Annotated in this window: 25 protein-coding genes; 11 read left to right on the forward strand and 14 right to left on the reverse strand. The window is 37.1% G+C overall.

Annotated elements, in window-relative coordinates:
- Positions 1-70: 70 nt before the first annotated feature.
- The gene (locus tag RMB06_RS13890; protein ID WP_311079979.1) at positions 71-1,033 is read left to right on the forward strand and encodes an AraC family transcriptional regulator; all 963 of its coding nucleotides are present in this window, start codon (positions 71-73) and stop codon (positions 1,031-1,033) included.
- A 48-nt stretch (positions 1,034-1,081) separates the two neighbouring features.
- Here RMB06_RS13890 and RMB06_RS13895 read toward each other — a convergent pair whose 3' ends face one another.
- From RMB06_RS13895 to RMB06_RS13905, 3 genes are all read right to left on the reverse strand, one after another.
- A complete protein-coding gene (locus tag RMB06_RS13895; RefSeq protein ID WP_311079981.1) occupies positions 1,082-2,947 on the reverse strand; it encodes a SurA N-terminal domain-containing protein in 1,866 nt (621 codons plus the stop codon).
- A 131-nt stretch (positions 2,948-3,078) separates the two neighbouring features.
- Complete coding sequence (locus RMB06_RS13900) at positions 3,079-3,351, reverse strand: HU family DNA-binding protein (RefSeq protein ID WP_001043034.1); 273 nt, start codon at positions 3,349-3,351, stop codon at positions 3,079-3,081.
- 169 nt (positions 3,352-3,520) lie between these two features.
- Positions 3,521-3,976 carry a phasin family protein gene (locus RMB06_RS13905; RefSeq protein ID WP_002117904.1) on the reverse strand — a complete coding sequence of 152 codons (456 nt, stop codon included), beginning with the start codon at positions 3,974-3,976 and terminating at the stop codon, positions 3,521-3,523.
- 208 nt (positions 3,977-4,184) lie between these two features.
- On the opposite strand from RMB06_RS13905, the gene RMB06_RS13910 reads away from it, so the two are divergent.
- From RMB06_RS13910 to fdx, 8 genes are all read left to right on the forward strand, one after another.
- A complete protein-coding gene (locus RMB06_RS13910) occupies positions 4,185-4,832 on the forward strand; it encodes a hypothetical protein (protein ID WP_032003551.1) in 648 nt (215 codons plus the stop codon).
- Positions 4,833-4,941: 109 nt separating this feature from the next.
- Positions 4,942-5,415 carry an Rrf2 family transcriptional regulator gene (locus RMB06_RS13915; RefSeq protein WP_002117915.1) on the forward strand — a complete coding sequence of 158 codons (474 nt, stop codon included), beginning with the start codon at positions 4,942-4,944 and terminating at the stop codon, positions 5,413-5,415.
- Between the two features lies 1 nt (position 5,416).
- Positions 5,417-6,634: an IscS subfamily cysteine desulfurase gene (locus tag RMB06_RS13920; RefSeq protein ID WP_311079984.1), complete on the forward strand. Its 1,218-nt coding sequence runs from the start codon at positions 5,417-5,419 to the stop codon at positions 6,632-6,634.
- Positions 6,635-6,700: 66 nt separating this feature from the next.
- Positions 6,701-7,087 (forward strand): Fe-S cluster assembly scaffold IscU, encoded by a 387-nt coding sequence (gene iscU, locus RMB06_RS13925; RefSeq protein ID WP_002117907.1) that lies wholly within the window; start codon positions 6,701-6,703, stop codon positions 7,085-7,087.
- A 30-nt stretch (positions 7,088-7,117) separates the two neighbouring features.
- Positions 7,118-7,438, forward strand: a complete 321-nt coding sequence (gene iscA, locus RMB06_RS13930) for an iron-sulfur cluster assembly protein IscA (protein WP_002117986.1) — start codon at positions 7,118-7,120, stop codon at positions 7,436-7,438.
- Between the two features lie 90 nt (positions 7,439-7,528).
- A complete protein-coding gene (gene hscB / locus RMB06_RS13935; protein ID WP_005076214.1) occupies positions 7,529-8,047 on the forward strand; it encodes a Fe-S protein assembly co-chaperone HscB in 519 nt (172 codons plus the stop codon).
- Positions 8,048-8,084: 37 nt separating this feature from the next.
- Positions 8,085-9,944, forward strand: coding sequence for a Fe-S protein assembly chaperone HscA (gene hscA, locus RMB06_RS13940; protein ID WP_311079988.1), 1,860 nt, complete (start codon positions 8,085-8,087; stop codon positions 9,942-9,944).
- Between the two features lie 17 nt (positions 9,945-9,961).
- Complete coding sequence (gene fdx, locus RMB06_RS13945) at positions 9,962-10,300, forward strand: ISC system 2Fe-2S type ferredoxin (RefSeq protein ID WP_009387062.1); 339 nt, start codon at positions 9,962-9,964, stop codon at positions 10,298-10,300.
- 54 nt (positions 10,301-10,354) lie between these two features.
- Here fdx and RMB06_RS13950 read toward each other — a convergent pair whose 3' ends face one another.
- The 8 genes from RMB06_RS13950 to RMB06_RS13985 form a co-directional block, all read right to left on the reverse strand.
- A complete protein-coding gene (locus RMB06_RS13950; RefSeq protein ID WP_005069459.1) occupies positions 10,355-11,821 on the reverse strand; it encodes an adenylate/guanylate cyclase domain-containing protein in 1,467 nt (488 codons plus the stop codon).
- A gap of 56 nt (positions 11,822-11,877) precedes the next feature.
- Positions 11,878-12,312 carry an HIT domain-containing protein gene (locus RMB06_RS13955; protein ID WP_002117900.1) on the reverse strand — a complete coding sequence of 145 codons (435 nt, stop codon included), beginning with the start codon at positions 12,310-12,312 and terminating at the stop codon, positions 11,878-11,880.
- 201 nt (positions 12,313-12,513) lie between these two features.
- A complete protein-coding gene (mfd, locus tag RMB06_RS13960) occupies positions 12,514-15,975 on the reverse strand; it encodes a transcription-repair coupling factor (RefSeq protein WP_311079992.1) in 3,462 nt (1,153 codons plus the stop codon).
- Between the two features lie 134 nt (positions 15,976-16,109).
- On the reverse strand, positions 16,110-16,466 hold the full coding sequence (locus RMB06_RS13965) for a hypothetical protein (RefSeq protein ID WP_005076223.1): 357 nt from the start codon (positions 16,464-16,466) through the stop codon (positions 16,110-16,112).
- An 81-nt stretch (positions 16,467-16,547) separates the two neighbouring features.
- Positions 16,548-17,480, reverse strand: coding sequence for a Dyp-type peroxidase (locus tag RMB06_RS13970; RefSeq protein ID WP_014206621.1), 933 nt, complete (start codon positions 17,478-17,480; stop codon positions 16,548-16,550).
- A 143-nt stretch (positions 17,481-17,623) separates the two neighbouring features.
- The gene (locus RMB06_RS13975) at positions 17,624-18,403 is read right to left on the reverse strand and encodes a glutathione S-transferase N-terminal domain-containing protein (protein ID WP_057070753.1); all 780 of its coding nucleotides are present in this window, start codon (positions 18,401-18,403) and stop codon (positions 17,624-17,626) included.
- 24 nt (positions 18,404-18,427) lie between these two features.
- Positions 18,428-18,934, reverse strand: a complete 507-nt coding sequence (rraA, locus tag RMB06_RS13980) for a ribonuclease E activity regulator RraA (RefSeq protein ID WP_311079995.1) — start codon at positions 18,932-18,934, stop codon at positions 18,428-18,430.
- Positions 18,935-18,946: 12 nt separating this feature from the next.
- Positions 18,947-19,612, reverse strand: coding sequence for an NAD(P)H-binding protein (locus RMB06_RS13985; protein WP_017399521.1), 666 nt, complete (start codon positions 19,610-19,612; stop codon positions 18,947-18,949).
- A 212-nt stretch (positions 19,613-19,824) separates the two neighbouring features.
- Between RMB06_RS13985 and rpsT the strand changes: the two genes are divergently transcribed.
- A complete protein-coding gene (rpsT, locus tag RMB06_RS13990; RefSeq protein WP_002117906.1) occupies positions 19,825-20,091 on the forward strand; it encodes a 30S ribosomal protein S20 in 267 nt (88 codons plus the stop codon).
- A 57-nt stretch (positions 20,092-20,148) separates the two neighbouring features.
- On the opposite strand, the gene RMB06_RS13995 is transcribed toward rpsT, so the two are convergent.
- Positions 20,149-20,883: a histidine phosphatase family protein gene (locus RMB06_RS13995; protein WP_002117975.1), complete on the reverse strand. Its 735-nt coding sequence runs from the start codon at positions 20,881-20,883 to the stop codon at positions 20,149-20,151.
- A gap of 57 nt (positions 20,884-20,940) precedes the next feature.
- The gene (locus RMB06_RS14000) at positions 20,941-21,798 is read right to left on the reverse strand and encodes a 3'(2'),5'-bisphosphate nucleotidase CysQ (RefSeq protein ID WP_057070752.1); all 858 of its coding nucleotides are present in this window, start codon (positions 21,796-21,798) and stop codon (positions 20,941-20,943) included.
- 295 nt (positions 21,799-22,093) lie between these two features.
- On the opposite strand from RMB06_RS14000, the gene RMB06_RS14005 reads away from it, so the two are divergent.
- Positions 22,094-22,462 (forward strand): hypothetical protein, encoded by a 369-nt coding sequence (locus RMB06_RS14005; protein WP_005069482.1) that lies wholly within the window; start codon positions 22,094-22,096, stop codon positions 22,460-22,462.
- A 59-nt stretch (positions 22,463-22,521) separates the two neighbouring features.
- Here RMB06_RS14005 and RMB06_RS14010 read toward each other — a convergent pair whose 3' ends face one another.
- Positions 22,522-23,181, reverse strand: coding sequence for an SOS response-associated peptidase family protein (locus RMB06_RS14010; protein WP_311080718.1), 660 nt, complete (start codon positions 23,179-23,181; stop codon positions 22,522-22,524).
- Positions 23,182-23,218: the final 37 nt, after the last annotated feature.

Here is a 23,218-nt window from a genome sequence, read left to right on the forward strand (position 1 = left end):
TCTTCCACTTTTTTGTCCTAAAAACACATGTTGATCTATTCTTATAGCTCACTATAATTTTATTAAAATAATGATTGATCATTTAAAGATGGATGCACTAAGTAAATTTTTTGATGATATTCACCTTAATAAGTCTGAATACATCTATTTAAAAGCACAAGGAGAATGGGCTTTTAAAACACAAGATCAATCTGCTTTACTTGCCTATATTGTTTTAACTGGTTCAGTATATATTCAACTTAATGCGTCAGAAAAAATAATTGCGACAGCTGGTGATATTATTTTAATTCCTTCTGGAAAGGCACATAATGCCACCGACTCAAAATCAACAGCAACTAAATTAGTAGATTCATTAGATATTACTTCGCTTTTTAACGGTCATAGACAAGACGCAATTGAATTTGGCACCTCCTCTCATAATAAAACCTTATTACTGTGTTTGCGCTGTCAGATTGATACTCATATGGCAGGCCCTCTGATTAATGCATTGCCTTCGATCATGCATATTCAACACGAAAATCAAACCAACCCACCAGAATGGCTACAAATTGGGCTTTATTTTTTAGCAATTGAAACTCAAAAAATCAGGCCGGGACATGACAAAATTATTGATCATTTAGTCAGTATTCTTCTCATTGAGTGCATCCGTGATCACGTTCAACAAATGACAGATCAACAAAACTGGCTAAGTGCGTTAACCCATCCTGAATTAAGTAATGCCCTATCTGCTATTCACAGCCAACCAGAAGTCGCTTGGACAGTTGAGTCTTTAGCAGAACAATGCTGTATGTCACGGTCCAAATTCGCAAATCTATTTAATAGTATTATTGGGGAACCACCTCTAACTTATTTGCAACATTACCGTTTTCGTTTAGCAAGTCAGTACTTACGCACAAGTAATTTTTCAATTCAGCAAATATCAAACAAAGTCGGCTATTCATCCGAGACTGCTTTTAGTCAGGCCTTTAAAAGAATTTTTGATTTATCACCTAAACAATATCGACAGCAATATATCGAACATCATCTCGATTAATAGAAAATAAAAAAAGCGCCGAAGCGCTTTTTTTATTTGATCAAATTATTATTTAATTTTTGCATGTGATTTTAAATATTGACTGTAATCTTCCAATATTTGTTGACCACGAGATTGACGATAAAGTTGTTTTAGCTGTTGTAATTGATCAGCAGGAATAGCATTAGCGGCTGATGAATTTACATTTGAAACTGCAACGACTACCAGCTCATTTGGCAAGTTTGCTGTTGTAACAGACCACATACCCGGTTTTGGGGTAGCTAAACTAAATGCTGCACGTTCAATTTCACGCTTTAAACCCTGTGAACGACTAAATACGCCAGCTGATTCAAATGCGACTTTATTTTTAGCAACTACTTGTTCTGCTGGTTGAGTTTTAAACTCAGTCAACATGGTAGCAATTTTTGCTTGGGCTGCTTTACGCGCTTTTGCATCGATAACTTTGGCTTTTGCTTCATTCATCGCTTGCGCTAATGGTTTTACACCAGCTGCGTGGTAATCACGCACTTTAACCCATACCGTATCACCATTTGCTAATTGAATATTAGATGATGCATTACGGTCACCATTTTTCACATCATCATTAAATAACTTAATTTTGACACTTGGATCACTTAAATATGGGTTTTGAGTTGCTAAAGTTACACCATTCAATGATTCAATTTTTGCACCTTTTACTTCTTGTACAACAGCTTCTAAAGAATCATTACCAACAATTGTTTCATTCAAACTGTTTACGGCATCTGAATAAACCGTAGCAACTTTATTCTTTTCAACCTCAGCCGTTAAACGCGCTTTCTCAGCTTCAAATGAAGGGATTTGGTTAGCTTGAGTTTCTGCTTCAATAATATGATAACCATATTGTGTTTTTACTGGCTGCGAAACTTGTCCATTTTTCAAACTTAAAACAGTTTTATCAAATGCATCCGAGAAAACACCTGGAGCATATGCTTCAACTAAACCACCTTTTGCTTTTGAACTAGGATCTTCAGAGAACTGCGATGCAGCTTGTGCAAACGAAAGACCACCCTGAATTTTCGCATAAACTTCTTTTGCAAGTTTTTGAGCAGCGGCATCATCACGAGCATCAGTAGTAATTAAAATGTGCTTTACAGTTCGTTTAGCATCTTTTTTCTGAGCTTCAACAAACTTTGCATAAGCTTGCTGAAGTTCAGCTTCGGTTGCAGGAGCTGGTTTAGTCATCATTGATGGAGATAAGACAACATAATCAACATCAACTGAAGCCTGTTGCTTAAATTCATTTTGATGCTTGTTATAGTAATCTGTAGCTTCTTGATTAGATGCCGTTAAACCTGTTTTGTAAGCATCTAATTTAATACTAGCTAAATGTAACGTACGTTGTTCAGTTTGCAAATTCGCAATTTGCATTAGATCAACTTTGCTTACTAAAGAGTAATCAGCAAACGTTGACGTTAACATTTTCAAAGCATGATCTTGACGTAGGCTTGCTATTAACCCCTGACTCGTCATGCCAATAGAACGTAAGTAATTTTCATAGAGTTTTTGTGAGAATTGACCATTCTCTTGCAAACTAGGCTGCTGAGCTAACATTTGCTCAATTTGAGCATCACTCAAAGAGATACCTAATTTTTCTGCTTGCTGTATTAATAGATTACGTGACACCAAAATATCGAGTGCCTTAGCCTGAATGACAGGCAAATTAAGTAAACTTTCATCTCCTTTAACAGCAGCTAAATATTGTTCTTTGTAAGACTGAGTTAAAGTTTCAAGGTCTTTTTTAGATATTTCTTGGCCATTTACTGTCTTAGCAACGTCAGCCTTGTTTCCCCTATTAAAATATCCTTCAATACCTACAAGTGCTAAAGGGGTCAAAAACAAAATTAGAAGGACTTTGCCGAGCCAACCCTTAATGACTGTACGAAACGATTCCATAAGTATTCCAATATTTTATTTCGAGGAGAATTTTAACTGAAAAACCACAATCAATGAATGAGCAATATTGGTCAATTCAGATATTTAATAAAAAACGCGCCTATATTGGCGCGTTTATTCATCTTAAAAGATTAAGCTACTGAATCTTTAAGACCTTTACCAGCTTTAAAGCTAGGTACTTTAGTTGCTTTAATTTGAAGCTCTTCACCAGTTTTAGGGTTACGACCAGTGCGTGCAGCACGTTCTTTAACACTGAAAGTACCAAAACCAACTAAAGTTACTGTGTCACCTTTTTTAAGTGCTTCAGTAATTGACGCAATTGTCGCATCGAGTGCCTTGCCTGCATCAGTCTTAGATACTCCCCCTTTTTCAGCAATTGCATCGATTAATTCTGATTTATTCATGAATAAAACATCCTCTTAATATCGTTTGTTTAAGGTCCAAGGCTATAGTTTAAAAGGCCATGACGCCTTTATAGCAATGCTTTAGGGGAAAACGCAATACTAGAGCAGGGCTTTTAGCAAAAATAAATGCTAAAAAACTGTTATATATTTGCTAAATCCCAACATTTTTTTACTTTTTATTCAATTTTTCTTTCAAATGTTGATTTTCTTCTATTAAAGCATCCACCTTAATATGCAGTTGTACAAGCAGCTGTTCGATGTGTTGCAAATCCTTCGGCGTCACCAGCCCAATACGGTTTAAAGAGTGATTAACACTCGTATCAAGAATCTTTTCTACTCTGTCTTTTGTTTCAGATACAGATTCTTTTGCTTTTTCTGTGACCTTGCCAACAGTATTGTCTGCCAAGTCTCCAGTTTTTGATTCTAGCTCCTCACCCACTTTAACCAAAGAATCAAAGAGCTTATTTCCCTCTTCTTCCGCACGTGAAAAAGCACCAAGTCCTGCTAGCCAAATTTGCTTAGTATACTTCCTAAAATCTAAAGCTGATTTTCTTGAACTTTTTGATTTTAATTTATTTTTTTCTTCCGACTCTTCTATCTGGGTATCTGTATTTGCATTATCCATTAATCTAAACTCCTAATCAGATGAGAGAAATGATGACTGATTTGACCACAAAATATTTCTATAATATCAAAGTAAAGACTTGATCCATTTACAAAACTGTTCTACAAAGCAAATAAGTCATGTAAATATATTTAACACGACATTGTGTTAAGTTTGGGATAGGATGTCCCATTCTTCAGTTAATTGCTATTTCTAAGGATAAACTTTTATGAGTGAAACGCAACAAAGACAAAAACATCCGCGTCTGTTGCTGAATATTGTTCTAATTATTTTAGAAACTTTTTTTTCATTTATTCTCACCCACGATGGTGCCCTTCGCTTGCAAGCGAAAAAGTTTATTTTGAACAAAACAACGATTCGTATTAATAGCTATTTACCTTTCTTTGACTTCTATGTTCAATTTACAGAAAAAGGTTTGTTATTCGATATTCACTCTTTTGATAGACGTATTGATCTTGAGATCAATAGTACGCTTATCGATTTAATTAAAATTTTTGGTTTTTCTAACCAACGCAGCCTTAAAAATATGCGTATTGATGGTGATGAGGAAACGAAAAAGGAACTTCTAGATTTAATTTCTCATTTAACTCTTCCAAAATTGCTAGTTGACTGGAAACAGTGGTTTAACACTTCAGATGATGAAGCTGAAACCCTTGCTTCACGTAAACGGATCGCTCCATTACTTGAGAAAATTGATCAACAAAGATCAGAGATCAACTCCCTTCACGTCGAAATTAAACAGTATCAAAATCGAATTACTCGCTTACAACGACGTCAACGAAATATTAACTTCTCCTTTGGTATAATTAGCCTAATATTTGTTGTTTATTTCATATATAATTTGTGGGTTGCCTAATTTATTTTTCTATTTTGTTCCTACACTTGAATTAAAAATAAAAAAACTTGACTATTTTAGTCGGGATTCATAAAATCCTATTATCTAGTCTTAACATGTGTATCGAATCATGCGCCTTACAACTCGCGGTCGCTACGCAGTGACTGCTCTACTTGATTTAGCTTTGCAGCCAACTGAACAAACGATCACGCTCGCCGAAATTGCCGCACGCCAATCCATTTCAGTTGCTTATTTAGAACAGTTATTCGCAAAACTTAAGCGTCATGGGTTAGTTTCTAGTGTTCGTGGTGCAAATGGTGGTTACCATTTGGCTCGAAATGCTGATGAAATTACTGTGTTAGAAATTATTGAAGCTGTAAATGAAACGGTTGATGCAACACGTTGTGACCATAAAGGTAACTGCCAAAATGGTGCAATGTGTCTCACTCATGATTTATGGCAAGAACTCTCTCATCATATTGCCGACTATTTAGCAAAAATCTCTCTTGCCGACCTCATTAGCCGAGACAACGTTCAAACTGTTGCATTACGCCAAAATGTGACTGGCACAGATTCAGCTCTTTTATCGGGTACAGGTATTTGATATGAAACGTCCAATTTATCTTGATTACGCAGCAACCACTCCAGTAGATCCGCAAGTTGCAGAACGTATGATGGAGTGTTTAACTTTCGACGGTACCTTTGGTAATGCTGCGTCTCGTTCCCATGCTTATGGCTGGCAGGCAGAAGAAAAAGTTGAATATGCACGTGAGCAAGTAGCAAATTTAATTAAAGCTGATCCACGTGAAATCGTTTGGACTTCTGGTGCAACTGAATCAGATAACCTTGCCCTTAAAGGTGTAGCTCAATTCTATGCATCTAAAGGCAAACATATCATTACAAGTAAAATTGAACACAAAGCTGTTCTAGATCCTTGTCGTGAATTAGAAGAACAAGGCTTTGAAATTACTTATTTAGAGCCAGAACCACAAACAGGTTTAATCACTCCTGAAATGGTTAAGGCTGCCCTTCGCCCAGATACTATTCTTGTTTCTCTTATGATGGTAAACAATGAAATTGGTACAGTCACAGATGTAGCGGCGATTGGTGAATTAACACGTGCCAACAAAACATTTTTCCACGTAGATGCAGCACAAGCAGCTGGTAAAATTGATATCGACTTATCTACGATGAAAATTGACCTTATGAGTTTCTCTGCTCATAAAATTTATGGTCCAAAAGGTATCGGCGCATTATATGTACGTCGTAGCCCGCGTGTTCGTCTAAAAGCACAAATTCATGGTGGTGGTCATGAGCGTGGTATGCGTTCTGGTACTTTGGCTACTCACCAAATCGTTGGTATGGGTGAAGCTTTTGAAATTGCAGGCAAAACAATGCATGCAGAACAAGAGCGTCTCCGTAAACTTCGTGACAAACTTTGGAACGGTTTACAAAACCTTGAACAAGTGTTCTTAAATGGTCACCCAACTCAAAACGTTGCAAACTATTTAAACGTTAGCTTCAACTTTGTTGAAGGTGAATCTTTAATGATGTCGCTTAAAGATGCTGCTGTATCAAGTGGTTCTGCTTGTACTTCTGCAACTTTAGAGCCTTCATATGTTCTTCGCGCATTAGGTTTATCTGATGAGCTAGCACACAGCTCAATCCGCTTTAGTTTTGGTAAATACACAACTGAAGAAGACATTGACCACGTGCTTACAATTACCAAAGCCGCTGTTGAGAAATTACGTGAACTTTCTCCGCTTTGGGATATGTACAAAGAAGGTATCGATCTTTCTACAGTTGAATGGGCAGAACACTAATTATTGAAATTAGTGTTTTAACCCTCATATTAATATTAGGCTGACCCCGAGGTTTGGAGAAGCGAAATGGCTTATAGCGAAAAGGTAATTGATCATTACGAAAACCCACGTAATGTTGGTGTTTTAGATAAAAACTCTGAAAATGTTGGTACAGGCATGGTGGGTGCACCTGCATGTGGCGATGTGATGCGTTTACAAATTCAGGTAAATGATAGTGGTGTGATTGAAGAAGCACGCTTCAAAACTTATGGTTGTGGTTCTGCAATTGCATCAAGCTCACTTGTAACTGAATGGTTAAAAGGTAAGACTCTTGATGAAGCTCAAGCGATCAAAAATATTGATATCGCAACCGAGCTTGCTCTTCCTCCAGTAAAAGTTCACTGCTCTGTACTAGCTGAAGATGCAATTAAAGCTGCGATTGATGATTACCGCAGTAAAAAATCTAAAGCTTAATTTGTTACCATTGTAAACGTTGGAGTTTTCATGATTCATTTAACTGAAAATGCTGCGACTCATATTAGCAATTACCTTAAAAATCGAGGTAAGGGTGAAGGCATTCGCGTGGGTGTGAAAACTTCTGGTTGTTCTGGGTTGGCTTATGTTCTCGAATTTGTTGATTCTGTCGATGAACATGACCAAGTTTTCGAACAATTTGGCGTTAAGGTTTTTGTAGATCCAAAAAGTCTTGTCTATTTAGAAGGCTTAGAAATGGACTACGTAAAGAATGGCCTTAACGAAGGGTTCGAATTTAACAATCCCAATAAAAAAGGTGAATGTGGTTGCGGTGAGTCTTTCACTGTATAACTCCCTCTTCTCCTTCCATCCTTTTCATTAAAACAGTGACTTTTTATAGCACTGTTTTAATGTATTTAATTAACGTGGACCTCCTTTCTAATGAATCATTTTGAGTTGTTCAATTTACCCGTAGAACTCGATATCGATTTGGCGAGCTTAAAATCTAGTTTCTTAAGTTTGCAACAGCAATATCACCCAGATAAAGCAGAAGATAAAGATCAGGCATTGATCAAATCAAGTGAAATCAATCAAGCTTTTAAAGTACTTTCGCAAGTAGATAGCCGCGCTGCTTATCTATTAGCGTTAAAAAAGCAAGATCATCACCTCGATCAATCCATTAGTGATTTTGAGTTCCTACAATCAGCTCTAGAGCTTCGAGAGCAACTTGATGAAGCAACTTCACAAGAGCATTTGAGTACTCTTAAGCAAGAAGTTTTTCAGTGGATTGAGGGCTTAGTTCGCGAATTTAAAATTGACTACTCAGATGAAGATTGGGGCGAAGCTCGAGATACTGTACGTAAATTACGTTTCTTTCAGCGCGTTCTTAACGATATTGAAAAAGCAGAAGATCAACTGTTGGATGATGAAGACAACTTTGATTTAGACGATGATTTTTAATTTGCTTTTTCCAATTTATATTCAAAGGATTTAACTCATGGCACTTTTGCAAATTGCTGAACCGGGTCAATCCAGTGCCCCACATGAACACCGCATTGCGATTGGTATCGACCTAGGAACAACACATTCTTTAGTTGCGACAGTGTTATCAGGCAAACCAAAAGTCCTTAACGACGAAAAAGAAAGACGACTTCTTCCTTCTATTGTGCATTATGGAAATGATGTCACTCATTATGGTGAAGAAGCAAAACCTTTCATTATTGCTGATCCAAAAAATACAATTGTTTCTGTAAAGCGCTTTATGGGACGCTCAAAAGCAGATATCAAATTTCAACACCCATATGAATTAGTGGGTTCTGAAAATGAGATGCCAGCTTTCGAGACACGTTCTGGTCGTAAAACGCCTGTGGAAATTTCAGCTGAAATTTTAAAACAACTAAAAGAGCGTGCTGAATCTAGCTTACAAAACCCAGTAAATGGAGCCGTAATTACTGTTCCAGCTTATTTTGATGAAGCACAACGTCAAGCAACACGCGATGCTGCACAGCTGGCTGGGTTGAATGTACTACGTCTATTAAATGAGCCAACTGCTGCTGCTGTAGCTTATGGTTTAGATCAAGAAACAAATTTAGCTACAGATCATAACTATGTGATTTATGACCTAGGTGGTGGTACTTTCGACGTATCAATCCTACGTTTTTCACAAGGTGTCTTTGAAGTATTAGCCACAGGTGGTCATACTGCTTTAGGCGGTGATGATTTAGATCGTCTCATTGTTAAGTGGGCTAAAAAACAATTAAATATTGATACGCTAAGTGATGAAAACTATGCAGTATTTATTGTTGCTGCTCGCCAAGCAAAAGAACAACTCTCTGCACAAGAATCCGTTCAATTAAAACTACTTGAAAATGTACTAACACTTGATCGTTCAACCTTTGAGAGCATTATTCAAGTTGCTTTAGACAAAACAATCAGTGTTTGCAAACGTGTTTTACGTGATGCAAAACTTGAGTTATCAGATATTCAAAATGTTGTTTTAGTAGGTGGTTCTACCCGTTCGTATGCTGTGCAGCAAGCAGTTCGCAATGTATTTAACCAAGAACCACTTTGCACAATTAATCCTGATGAAGTAGTAGCGATTGGTGCTTCTATTACAGCCAATCAATTAATTGGAAACAGCCAAGACGGCTCACTACTTTTAGATGTTACTCCTCTTTCTCTTGGCTTAGAAACCATGGGTGGATTAGTAGAGCGTCTTATTTCTCGTAATACAGCTATTCCGGTTGCTCGCCGCCAAGAGTTTACTACTTATCAAGATGGCCAAACTGCCATGCTGATTCATGTAGTTCAAGGTGAAAGAGATTTAGTCGAACACTGTCGATCTTTAGGAAGATTCGTTCTTCATGGCATTCCTCCAATGACTGCTGGTCAAGCACGTATTGAAGTTACCTTTCAGGTAGATGCAGACGGCTTGCTTACTGTTTCAGCTCGTGAAACAACTTCAGGTGTACAAGCTCAAATTGATATTAAACCATCTTATGGTTTATCAGAGTCTGACACTGAACGCTTATTAATTGAAGGTTTCCAACATGCAGAAGAAGACAAAAATCTGCGTCATTTAAAAGAAACCAAAGTTGAGGCCCAACGCGAGCTTGAAGCATTAGAACAAGCTTTGAAACTGGATGCTGATTTACTCAATAATGAACAGCTCGAAGCACTTAAAGCCGCTGAAAACTCGCTTAAAGTACAACTTGAAGGCAATGATATTCAAGCGATTGAAAAAGCTGTAGAACAACTTAAAGTACATAGTGATGCTTTTGCTGCACTACGTATGAATCGACATATTGACCACGCCTTAAAAGGTACAAAACTTGAAGATTGGTCAAATTCAAACTAAAGGTATAGGTGATCAATATGCCCCGCATTAAAGTACTTCCTCACGCTCAATTTTGTCCTGAAGGTGCAGAATTTGAAGTTGAACAGAATGCAAATCTTTGCCAAAGTTTGCTTGATCGAGGAATTAAAATCGAACACGCATGTGACATGTCATGTGCTTGTACAACATGTCACGTAGTAGTTCGTAAAGGTTTTGATAGCCTAGAAGAAATGGATGATGTTGAAGCAGATCTTTTAGATCGCGCTTGGGGTCTTGAACCAGATTCTCGCCTCTCATGCCAAGTAAAAATTGTTGATGAAGATTTAGAAATTGAGATCCCTAAATATACAATCAACCACGCTTCAGAAAATCATTAATGGTGTTAATAAAAAAGCTGCTTTAAAAGCAGCTTTTTTTATATTTTATAAACTCTAAACTTGATCTTGTTGGTCTATCTCTAAAGGTTTAACTTCATCTTCAAGTCTTAACTGTGCAATACCTTGAGTATTTACTAAAGTTTGTTGAACTTTAATTCGTTGAATCATTTTCTCAAGCACTTCTACTAATTCAGGATATTCATAGTTTTGTACTTCTTCTAAGTTAAGTACCAAGTGAAAGCCTTTATATTCATAATCAAACCATTGCTGATGATCTGACTTATTCCCTGTATATTTCTCCATCACTTGCCATGTCTTTACGGCACCTTGAATACCTTTTAGATAAATCGGTGTTTTAGGTGCGCACAGGAAATCACTTTTGATTAATTGATAAGTATCATCTGAAATTAAGATTTCGTCTATTTCAGCAGCATATTGTAGACGAGCCGCTAAATTCACATCACGACCTACAATCGTATAAGCCATACGATGTGTTGCCCCATAATTTCCTACGTGGCAATAACCAGTACTAATACCCATCCGGATATGCAATGCTGAGTAACCCATTTTTTTCCAGCGCTCACGTAGCAATTTCATTTGCTGACGCATAGCTATTGCCATTTCTACACATGCTTTGGCATCTTGCTCCACACCTTGTGAATTCGGATCACCAAAAAATATGAGGATGGCATCCCCCATAAATTTATCGACAGTAGCCTCATACTGTTTAGCAATTTCAGTCATATGGCTTAAATAATCATTAAGCAAAAATGCCAAATCATCTGGAATCAAAGTTTCTGATAACTCTGTAAAACCCTGAATATCAGAAAAAAACACAGTCATTTTTTTACGCTTATATTCAATCTTTGCTTCAGCCTCGCCGCGCATAATAGACTGCCACAACTGTAGTGGCGCATAACGGCTTAGCTGATTAGCAAAAGCAATATAGCGGGTCATTTGGTCATAGTAATGTTGACGCTGCTGACTGATTTTTTTAACCCAGCGATGTTGGTAATAATTTCCAATGGTAATAAACATAACCAAACCAAGAAGAGTTATTACTGTCAACTCTTGGCTAGTAGGCTCAAAATATGTATAAAAACCAAATAGAAAGAAAGTACTTAAATAAAAAATAATCGCGCCTAACAAACTCGTCAAACAAATGACTGCGAAAGAAATACGACTATTAATTGCTGAATAAAACAAGGCAAAAAGTGCAATAAATGTAGGTACTAAATTAAGATGCAGACCTGCCAAAGTAACTGCTACAACAATTGCATCGATTGCAAAGAAAACACTTTTTTGAGTTTTTTTATCGAATTGGTACTGAAGCCAGTGTTCTAACTTCGAGCTAATAAAAAGCAGAAATAGGAAAAAGGGTGGAACATAGATCTGATAATTAGTATTAGGTGAGGTAAAAGCGTAGATCACTAAAATTAATGACAGAATTGAATATCCCATCAAACGATGAAAATATGCAAATTGCTTAGGCTCTCTATCGATAAACCTCTCTAATTGCACCCTATCCTCCACACCTCAATGTAGCCACATTCATATGAATGTGGCGTTGCATTGATTTAGTCCATGCGCCAATCAAATGGCATATCACCTTGACCACGTAACGCAAGCATAAGAGTTTGACGCATATGAGCCAACACATCATTTGTATAAGGAACCGCAGGTGTACCCCATACTGGTTTAGGCCATGCAACATCATTCTGATAACGTACAACATGATGGAAATGCAATTGAGGCACCATATTCCCCAAAGCGGCAACATTCATTTTATCAGCGCGGAATACACGAGATAGCTGGCTAGATAACCAACTTGATTCACGTAAAAACTGTTCTTGGTCAGCTTGGCTCAACTCATATAATTCTGTGATTCCCGGCACACGAGGGATTAAAATCAGCCAAGGGAATTGCATATCATTCATTAAACGACATGTTGAAAGCGGAAAATCGCCTACAAAAAAAGTATCTTGAGCAAGTTGTGGATGCAAACTAAACATATCTTTTATAAATGACAATAAACAATAATGGCTAATACTATCACATCAGTTTTGATGTGAGTATTGCTAGTGTCTGGTTTGATTACAAATAACAATGATTTTATGCACTTATTCACCCAATAGACCGAGAAATCGTGCATAAAATTCTGTTATCAACATACAAAGGATTTATATAGAATGAAAATCACTTTAAAACACTATTTAAGCATGTAATTCATTCAATAATTTCGCTAATAAATCATTAATAAATTGGATTCGTTTTTCCTGCTCTTCAAGCTGAACCATAACCTTTAAACGTTGACCACCTTCCATACGATAATAGGTTGGATGTTTTTGCATGAGTTGAATAATACTGATGGCCTGAACAGGTGTATCAGGCGAGAATTCAATATTGCCACCTTGAGTATTAATATCGATTTTAGTAATTCCCAGCTGTTCAGCTTTCAGTCGAATTTGATGAACACTAAATAAGTGTTTAACTGATTGCGGTGGAACCCCAAAACGGTCAATAAGCTCCATACGGATATTGTCGAGCTTTTCTTGGGTATCTGTATTACTAATACGCTTATAGAATAATAAACGCTGATGCACGTCACCTAGGTACTCATCTGGAATAAGAGCAGGTATATGTAAATTAATTTCTGCTGTTAATGATAAAGGTGCATCAAAATTCGGCGTTTTCCCTTGCTGAATCGCTTTAGTAGCTTTTTCCAGCATTTCCATATACAAGCTATATCCAATTGCCTGCATTGAGCCACTTTGCTGCTCACCTAAAAGCTCACCGGCACCTCGAATTTCTAAATCTTCTGTAGCCAGCATGAAACCAGCACCTAGAGTTGAAGCACGTTGTATTGCATCTAGACGTTTTTCAGCATCACCTTTTAAATGCTTTATCGAAGGAACCAATAAATAGGCATAAGCTTGGTGATGTGAACGTCCTACACGGCCACGTAATTGATGTAGTTGAGCTAAACCAAGTTTGTCAGCCCTTTCTATCAAAATAGTGTTGGCATTTGGAACATCAATTCCGGTTTCAATAATGGTTGAGCATACCAATACATTGTATTCTTTGTGATAGAACTGTTGCATGACTTGCTCAAGTTCTCTTTCCCTCATTTGTCCGTGTGCAACAGCTACACGAGCTTCAGGGACAAGCACACGAATATTTTCAGCTGCTCTCTCAATCGTATCAACTTCATTGTGCAAGAAATATACTTGGCCACCACGTAGTAACTCACGCAAAATCGCTTCTTTAATCGACGCTTCAGTATGTTCTTGTACAAAGGTTTTAACAGCTAAACGACGGGCTGGCGGTGTAGCAATGATAGATAAATCACGCATTCCCGAAAAAGCCATATTAAGCGTACGTGGAATTGGTGTAGCTGTAAGCGTTAGCATATCTACATCTGCACGTAATGCTTTAATACGCTCTTTATCACGCACCCCAAAACGGTGCTCTTCGTCGACCACCATTAAGCCTAAATCTTTAAACTGTACATTTTCTTGTAAAAGTTTATGGGTGCCCACCACAATATCGACTTTGCCTTCAGCAAGGTCTTCAATATTTTTCGTATGGGTTTTATTTGAACCAAAGCGTGATAATACTTCAATACGAACAGGCCAGTCGGCAAAGCGGTCTTTAAAAGACTCATAATGCTGTTGAGCAAGTAATGTCGTCGGTACTAATACAGCGACCTGCTTACCATTTTGCACCGCAACAAATGCTGCTCGCATTGCAACTTCTGTTTTACCAAAACCAACGTCCCCACAAACAAGTCGATCCATCGGTTTAGCTTGTTGCATATCATAAAGCGTCGCTTCAATAGCATTGGCTTGATCAAGTGTTTCTTCGTACGCAAATCCACTCGCAAATTGCATATAAAGTGACTGATCGACTCCAAAACCAAAGCCAGGTTTTGACTGACGACGTGCTTGTATATGTAGCAACTCTGCTGCAACATCATGAATTTGTTCTAAAGCTTTACGTTTAGCCTTACTCCACGCGTCAGTTCCAATTTTGTGTAATGGTGCTAAATCTGGATCTCCGCCACTATAGCGGCTAATGAGGTGCAAGTTAGTCACGGGCACATAAACTTTTGCCTCTTCAGCATAGTCTAGTTGCAAGAATTCATAATCTTGCCCTTCAATTGCCAAAGTAATTAATCCAGCGTAACGCCCTACACCATGGTCAATATGAACAACAGGAGCACCTATGCTTAATTCGGTCAAACTACGAATTAGGAATTCTTCTGAAACTTCTTGCTGACGTTTACGACGACGTTGAACTACGCGATGCTCATACAACTGATTTTCTGAAATAACAGACAATTGATCGGTTAAAAGCAAACCACGGTCTAATGGTGCATTCGTAATAGCAATCGCAAACTGACTTTTCTGGAATTGCTCAAAACTATCTACACTAGGAATATCTCCCAGACTGGCACGCAAACCATCTCTTAAACTTTCTCGTCGACCAGCACTTTCTGCAACCAATAAAACAGGATGATTTGCTTCATCAATATATTTTTTAACTACGGCAAATGGTTTGTCTTTTTTCGGATCAACAGGCAACTTAGGTGGTTGCTCAACCTTAAGATTTAGAGCCCCACCTTTTTCTTCAACTGCTTCAGCGCTCACAAGCATACGTGGGAACTGATTTAAAGCACTTAGTAAGTTATTTGGTGCAATAAATAACTCATCAGGTGGGAGAATTGGCTGGTCTGCGTTATGACGTCTATCTTCATAGCGACGGAAAACTTCTTTCCAAAAACTGGTTAAATCACTATCCACATCATTATTTGTAATTACAATGCAATTCTTTGGAAAGTACGTTGTAAGTGTACTTTGAGATTGCATGTAAGTTTTATCAAAAAATAACGGTAAATAAAACTCAATTCCTGGAGATGCAATTCCATCAAGAACATCTTGGTAAATTGGGTTTTTCTTAGGATTTGCAGTCGGAAAAAGTTCAGAATAACGGTCTCTAAAAATTGAACGAGCTTCTTTTAATGGGAACTCTTTTGCTGGTAAGACGGTAAAACTTTTTAAAGTAGTTGTTGTTCTTTGCGTTTCTGGATCAAAGAATTTTAAAGTATCAATTTCATCATCAAAAAGGTCAATACGGATAGGTGCATCCTGACCAGATGCAAAAATATCCATAATGCTACCACGTACAGCAAACTCACCATGGTCATAAACCGTATCTACTAAATGATACCCAGCTTGTACTAAACGTAGCTTCTGTTGTTCTAAATCAAATTTTTGCCCCACACGTATATCAAAATGCTCCCCTAAAACCCAAGAATATGGTGCAACTCTTTGAGCTAAAGTGCTTGCTGAAATGAGCAATACACCTTTTTGCGGCATATTGGATAAAATCGCGAGTCGCTCTGAAACAATATCTTGATGAGGTGACAAGCGGTCATACGGCAAAATCTCCCAATCAGGGAAAATTGTCGGTTTTATGCCATAAAATTCAAGTTCACTTTCTAACTGAGCAACATGTTGGTTATTTCGAGCTACTACAACGAGCAAAGATGAATGCTGAACGGCAATTTCTTTGAATAATAATGCAGCAGACGAACCTAATAACGACCCTACCCAACGCTTTTCACCGGCTTTGAGCTGTTGTAAATTCAATTGAGAGATTTCTTGTTGAAACATGTATATGGCTTTTATCAGCTAAGAAGATATGAGCTCAATAGTAGCATGATGTTTTTAGTGAAATGAGTTATTTTTTTGAAAATCAAACTACTAGTTGGCCCTACTTTTTATATTTTTTAATCAATCAACTATGATTATTTATCACGCAAAAACAAAACGTAATATTGATTTAAAATTTGTATAATCGCTTTGAGTTGAAGTAGCTTTTCTTGATTATTTTCCAATCTTGCAACATAGCGCTGTGTTGCGATTTCTAAATCAATCTTTTCATTAATTTGTGGCGTAATTTGAAATAACTTTTGAAGATTATCAAAATTCTGTAATTTACGGTTTGAGAAATATTCAAGATGCTCTGACCACTTCTGATTAATCACTACATCATTAATGATAGGCCCACGTTCAGAATCAAATTTTAATTGATTCTCTTGCAAGTAAAGTTGTTCTGGCGTTTCTTTTGAGCCTTGAAAAAGCTGCGTTATCTTTTTAAACATTTCATCACATCATATTTATTTCAATTTAAATAATGGAAGTCATCTAGTCACTCCCATCATTTGAGTCTTCTAAACTAACGACTATTCATCGCCTAAATCATCAAGAAAATCTACAGTCGGTACAAAAAATAAAGTACCTGTTTGAGCAGTACTAAAGTCAAGTAACCGATCCAGATTACCATGCTCGTTACCTAAAAACATGTTCTCAAGCATTTGTCGGGTTGTACTAAATTTACGCGAGTAGCCAATAAAGAATGTACCATATTCATTTCTAGAAGGATTTGAAAAAGGCATATTAGCTCTCATAATTTTAAGTTCATTGCCTTCTGCATCATGAGCTTTACTAACGACATTATGAGCAGTTAAAGGTTTTTCATCATCGCCGAGCTCAACATCATTGAACTTTTTACGGCCAATCACTTTTTCTTGTTCTTCGTCAGTTAATGAACGCCATTTATCCATATCATGTGTATATTTCTGGATAAAAGCATAACTTCCCCCGATAAAGTCAGGGTCTTCATCGCCTACTAATGCCCACTGCGCTGCAATAACAGGTTCAGGGTTTTCTGTTCCATCTACAAAGCCAATAATTGCACGACCGTCAAAATAACGAAAACCATGAACCTCATCAATTGGATATGTTACTTTACCAAGCTGTTGATTAATTATATTACCCAGCTCGTAACATAAAGTCTGACGATCAGCACGTATATGAAAAAATAAATCACCCGGAGTTGAGACAGCTGTGTATTTCGGGCCTCTAATTTCTTGAAATGGCTCTAACTCTTGAGGCTTGGATTGCTCTGGAAATAATATATCCCATGCATTGGAGCTAAAACCTAAAGTGGCATTAAATTTACTATCTGGGTAACGATTAAAGAGACTTCTGGTTAGTGCTGAAAAATTAGCAGCAAAATCTTTTACTTTTTCTATTACAGAATCACCTTGAGCTAGCCCCAATACAATAAATAATGCATTTTCACCAGGAGCACTCGTTACAGGTTGAATTCTCATACATTCCATAAAATATGCCTTTTTAGGTATTTAAGCTTATTAATTTAGCATACTCATATTTTTTTCATACAACCTATTAAGAAATCTGATGTTAATAAGAGCTTAAGCAAAACGCCTTAAACTCTTACACAGATTAAGCTTAATCAACGTCCATATTGCTTTTTTAAATACTTTACGATTTGAGCAGACTCAAACATCTTCACTCCCGTATTTGGATCCACCAAATACGGCACCTGCATTTTATCTTGCATAATAGGCAACAGCTTTTCCCTTTTTCCACCTTCTAAAGGTATATATTTCCCTGGTTTTAAGCGAAGAATAGCAGGTCCCATATCTTGCCATCTCTCTTTTGCTACATTATGCAAAATATATGGAAGCTCAAGTTCAGAGAGTAGACTTCTTACAATTCGTGAATACGGACTTGCTTCAAAACTCCATAACTCAAGTTTTTGTTCAGGTGCAGCTCTATTAACAATTTTTTTATTTATCCATATTCCGCGAGCTCCATTTAATAGAGTTCCAGCAACTGCAACATAAGGCATGTTTGGGTAACTCGAAAATTTCTGCGGCGTTTTCCCTGTCTTACCATAATGTTTAAATAAATGATGAATAATATCCTGTGATTCATATAGCTGATCGCCAGTATTTTCATCAATTAAAAATGGAAACTGTAATTTACCGCCTTTTTCTTTTACAACTGAACGATACTTTGTTCCACCTTTAGGGCATGGATAAATTTCAACGTCCAGATTCAAAAGAGTAATCACTTCACGAACACGACGGCAAAATGGTGAACCTTCAAATTCATATAATTTCAAAGCCTTTACAGGTTGTTGTGGAAATGCTGTTCCTGAAACACCTCTACCACCTTCAGCAATTGCAGATACAACTGCTTGAAGTACTTTAATTTGATGAATCACCATCGTGCCTTCCTTTATATTAGAGAATTAGACTAATTTTTCTTTTGCTATCACAATCCCATTATTATCAGCATAGATAAAATCACCAGATTGAATTGTGACTCCACCAAAATACAAATTAATATCTACCTCACCAATGCCCTTACGATTACTTTTTTGTGGAATTGCAGCCAATGCATGTACTCCCAAATCTAAGGTCGCAAGTGCATCAACGTCTCGTACACAACCGTAAATCACTACACCATTCCAGTTGTTTTTAACTGCTGACTCAGCAATCAAATCACCTATGAGCGCACAGCGCATAGATGCACCACCATCCACAACTAATACTTTACCTGTACCATCTGTTGCCAATAACTCTTTTACACGTGAGTTATCTTCAAAGCACTTTACTGTTACAACCTGTCCCCCAAAAGTTTTACGAGCTCCATAACTTTGAAAGAACTTGCCATCCATTGATGGGATTACAACCTGCAAGCCTTTTTCAGGGTTATCATCTAATAAATCACATGTTACAAATGGTACTGTCGACACTTTAATACTCCCTTATCGAGTTTGTTGTATGCTCAGATTATCATATCGTTTAAAGGCTTCAATTTGCGTTAGCGCCGCTACGACCATCGTATGAGCCAATTGCTCGGCAGTTACTGGCTTATATTTGAATGGCTTTTGAAATTTATTCTCGATAAGTTTAAATAGACTCTGCCCTAAGTCTTCAATAAACCGTACATCGCTGCGTTTACCAATTAGTAAAGACGGTCTAAAAATAGATAGCTTTTCGAGTTCTAGACTCTCAATATAATCTTCTAACTGTCCTTTCACTTTATTATAGAAAATTGGAGAATTTGCATTTGCTCCAAGGGCGCTCACTAGCAATAGATGAATATGTTTATCTTGCACTAAATCTGCTAAATGAGCATTGATTTCATAATCTACAGCGTAAAAAGCCTGTTTTGAACCAGCCATTTTTAATGTTGTTCCAAGACAGCTAAATGCATGGGTATGGCCATTCACATCTTCATCATTGAGTAATAAAAAATCCTCTATAACGAGTTGAGTAACTTTTTTATATGTATTAAGTAGTTGTGATTCTTTTCTGACCACAACAGTAATCGCTTCAAATTCCGGAGTTTGCTCAAGCTGTTCGACAAGCGCTAAACCCACAAGTCCCGTAGCACCTATCACAATTGCTTTTTTAGTACTTATAGTCATTTTTTATCCAACCCTCTTTAAGTTTGTATCAAATTTAACCTTTTCTTACCGTTTTAGCAGCCCCTAAAACCGCTTAAAATGCTCGCAAGGCTTGACTTCACGGTGTTGATTCATCACAATATGGCACTTGTTTACGGGCTGGTGATGGTTACACCAGTTTACTGAATTGACCACAGCCCGCCCAGACCAACTTATTTTCAAGGAGTGCAAGAGTGGCAAACTCTGCTCAAGCTAAAAAACGTGCGCGTCAAAACGTTACAGCGCGTAAACACAACGCAAGCTTGCGTTCTATGGTTCGTACCTACATCAAACGTACTTTAAGTGCAATCGCTGGTGGTGATTATGCTGTTGCTACAGAAGCTTACAAAAAAGCTGTTCCTGTAATCGACCGCATGGCTGATAAAGGCATCATCCACAAAAATAAAGCTGCTCGTCATAAGAGCCGTTTAAATGCTCAAGTTAAAGCGTTAGCTAACTAATTTGAACATATAAAAAAAGCCCAATAGGGCTTTTTTTATTATCTATCGTTTTTGAGCTTATAGCACTTTATGAAATTTAGCTACATTCAGCTCATAGGCTTTTCCTCTCCAAATCCACTTTAATTTACAATTTGGAAACTCTTCACCTTCAAACCAGACAAATAATCCTTCCATCATTTCCGGCCAGTCTTCTTTCTTAATTTTATTTTCGCCAGAAATTACAGCAACAATTGCTGCAATAATCGTGTCATGACTCACGGCTAAACTAAGACCGCCTTTAGTTTTTGGATGAGTTCGGTAAATAAGCTCTAGTACATCTAAAACACCCGTAATAGGATGTTTCATACCCGGTAATGCATTATTTACAAAACTATTAATAAAGCCTAAAGCGCCCTGCTTTTTAAAATAAGGAGCAGCTTGTTGTATATCCAACACAAAGCTACCTGGTTCAACAAGTAGCCCTTGCTCAATAATTTCAATTGTATGAGTATTTGATTGAGGACTTACATCGTCAGCCCCTTCAATCATGAGTGCAGCCGTATCAACACAGCGTTGTATTGGACTTGAAATACAATGCTGAATAACACGATCTGTATTTTTGATTAAGTAATTACCCCATGCCTGCGCAAGCTCACGTCCTTGAGGAGTAAGTTGGAGATCATAACCAGCCAAGCCCTGCCCATCTACAAGTTCTCTTAAAGAATGGCGCGTAAATAAGGTTACAGGAGTTGAAGCATCGGGCAATAAATCAATTGCTTCAAACATACTTTTAGGCAATAAATCGAGTGCCATCTTTATCTTGTCATCTTTTTTCAATACTTTGCCACTATAACATGTCTGGCATAACTCTCAATCTATAACGCCTGATTGGGCTAATGCTTCAAATGCTATTTTTTTGCTTTCCTGATCACGAAAAGCGATAAAGCCCTTATTTAAAACCGTGTGTCTCTGGTTATATTCAAAAGGTTTTCCATCCAGAGTAAGTAAACCACCGCCTATACTTTCTAAGAGACCTTGACCAGAACTGGTATCCCATTCAGAAGTAGGATGAAAGCGTGGGTAAATATCTATTTCACCTTCTAACATCATGCAAAACTTATAGGCACTCCCAGCTTCTCGTCGAATAATACGATGTTCTTTTTCTATAGGTTGAATAAATTTTTGGTATTTTGGATTTTTACTACCGTGACTAAGTCCTATTTGTATAGGGGCATCTAACGAAGTTGAATTGACCTGATATTGATACCATTGTTGTTGGCTAAAGCTATATTTAAAAGGTAAATCTTGTAGATATCCTAAGTACACAACTTGTTCACATGGCACGGCAATAACTGAGAAAACTGTTTCTTTGCCGTTGATCAAGCTTAGATTGATCGTAAATTCATCACGTTCATGTATAAACTCTTTCGTACCATCAAGCGGATCTAACATCCAACATGTAGACCAGTCATGACGGGCACTATAATCACTTTCTTCAGACAATACAGGCAACTCTGGAGTAATCTCTGCAAGATGCTTTAATAAAAATCTATTTACCTTTAGATCTGCTTGGGTTACAGGTGAATCATCTTGCTTTTCATGAATAGTAAACTCATAACCCGCAGAATAATTTTGATATTCTTCTAGTAAAATCTGACTCGCCTGTTCCAAAATCGGCAGAAGTTGGTTAATTAAATTATCTTGTGGGCGCGTAGTTGTTATAAACATAAATATGCTCTACATAGTTTCATTTCTATTATAGGTGAATTATGAACAATTCTATATTCGCCAACAGTTTGATTTACTAAAATAGTCATTTATCCTAATCATTAGGATTGTTACTTTCCGCCTATATTATTTAAGTAATATGAATAATTTTAATATTTATAAAAGTCTTTATTCCGTACAAAAAACAATCTATAAGTTATGAAAAATAAACAACTTAAATCAGATTTATCCATTTCCTTTTCATATATTTCTTGGTATGTTCAAGGACACAATAACAAGATGGAAGAAAGTGCACATGATGCTATATGGATATCATTTCTCAACAATAGAACATAACTGGGAAGACCTTAAGCCCTTAAATGAGTTTCTACAAACATTTGCAGATGATGATGGTGATGTTTCAACACGAGATAAAGAATCTCTCAAAGAAATCATAGCGAAATCTGATACAGCTTTAGCTCTCGCTAGAGAAATGGGTTGGGATGGTAGTTATACAGGCTGTCCTTATCTATTCTGGTTACCCAGTAAAAATAGCCAATCTTTTGAGTATGGTTTTGTATTTAAACAGACCTCAGATAATACCACTTTTGTGATTTCACCCATTGAATTGAGCTATTTAGCTGAAGATTCCGAGGTACAAACATTAAGTAAAAATATTGAATAAGTGATATAGGTTATTGATTCAAATTTGAGATCAATAACCTCATCTTAATTTTAGATAGATTAGTCAAACATACTTAACTGTGGTGTCGGTTTTATAATTTTTTCTTTTGGTACATGAGAGCATTCAAACTCTTCAACTGGAAAACCTTCGATAAAGCTGGAAATATCAGGTGATTCTAAACTTAACCATTCATCTAGTCGGTCGTGTGGAATCACAATAACTGATCGTTTAACATCGCCCGGCTCGTGAAAGTCTTTCATCATTGGATGGTCTATAGCGTCCATGGTCAACATACTTGCAGAACGAATAACCATCTCATTAATTTTGCAAATTTCATAGATTGCTGCAATAAAAAAAGCCTGTCCATCTTTACGGCGTACACCCCACCGCTCAGGTTTATCATTTATATATTTACTTTCATAGAATTCAGTCACCGGAATCACACCAAACTTACATTTAAGTGCAGCTTCTTGAAAACTCGGTTTTTGGAAAATCGTTTCATAACGGGCATTGTAAGTATGTTTCGCTATGTTGGTATCTTCAGCCCATTTGGGAACCAATCCAAACATCACTTCGCGCCATTCAAACCCTTGTGGTGATTTGAATAATAGTGGCATTGTTCCTGCAGGATAAACCTCTTCGGCATAGCTAAAGCCGACCACAGGCAACTGAAGTTGCTGTAATTGGGCAAGCGTTAAAGGTTTAAAATTAGCGCACATAACAAGAATAAAATACTCTACATTTACTTCTTTTATT

The sequence above is a fragment of the Acinetobacter sp. V104_13 genome (assembly GCF_031798995.1).
GTDB classification, from domain to species: domain Bacteria; phylum Pseudomonadota; class Gammaproteobacteria; order Pseudomonadales; family Moraxellaceae; genus Acinetobacter; species Acinetobacter pittii.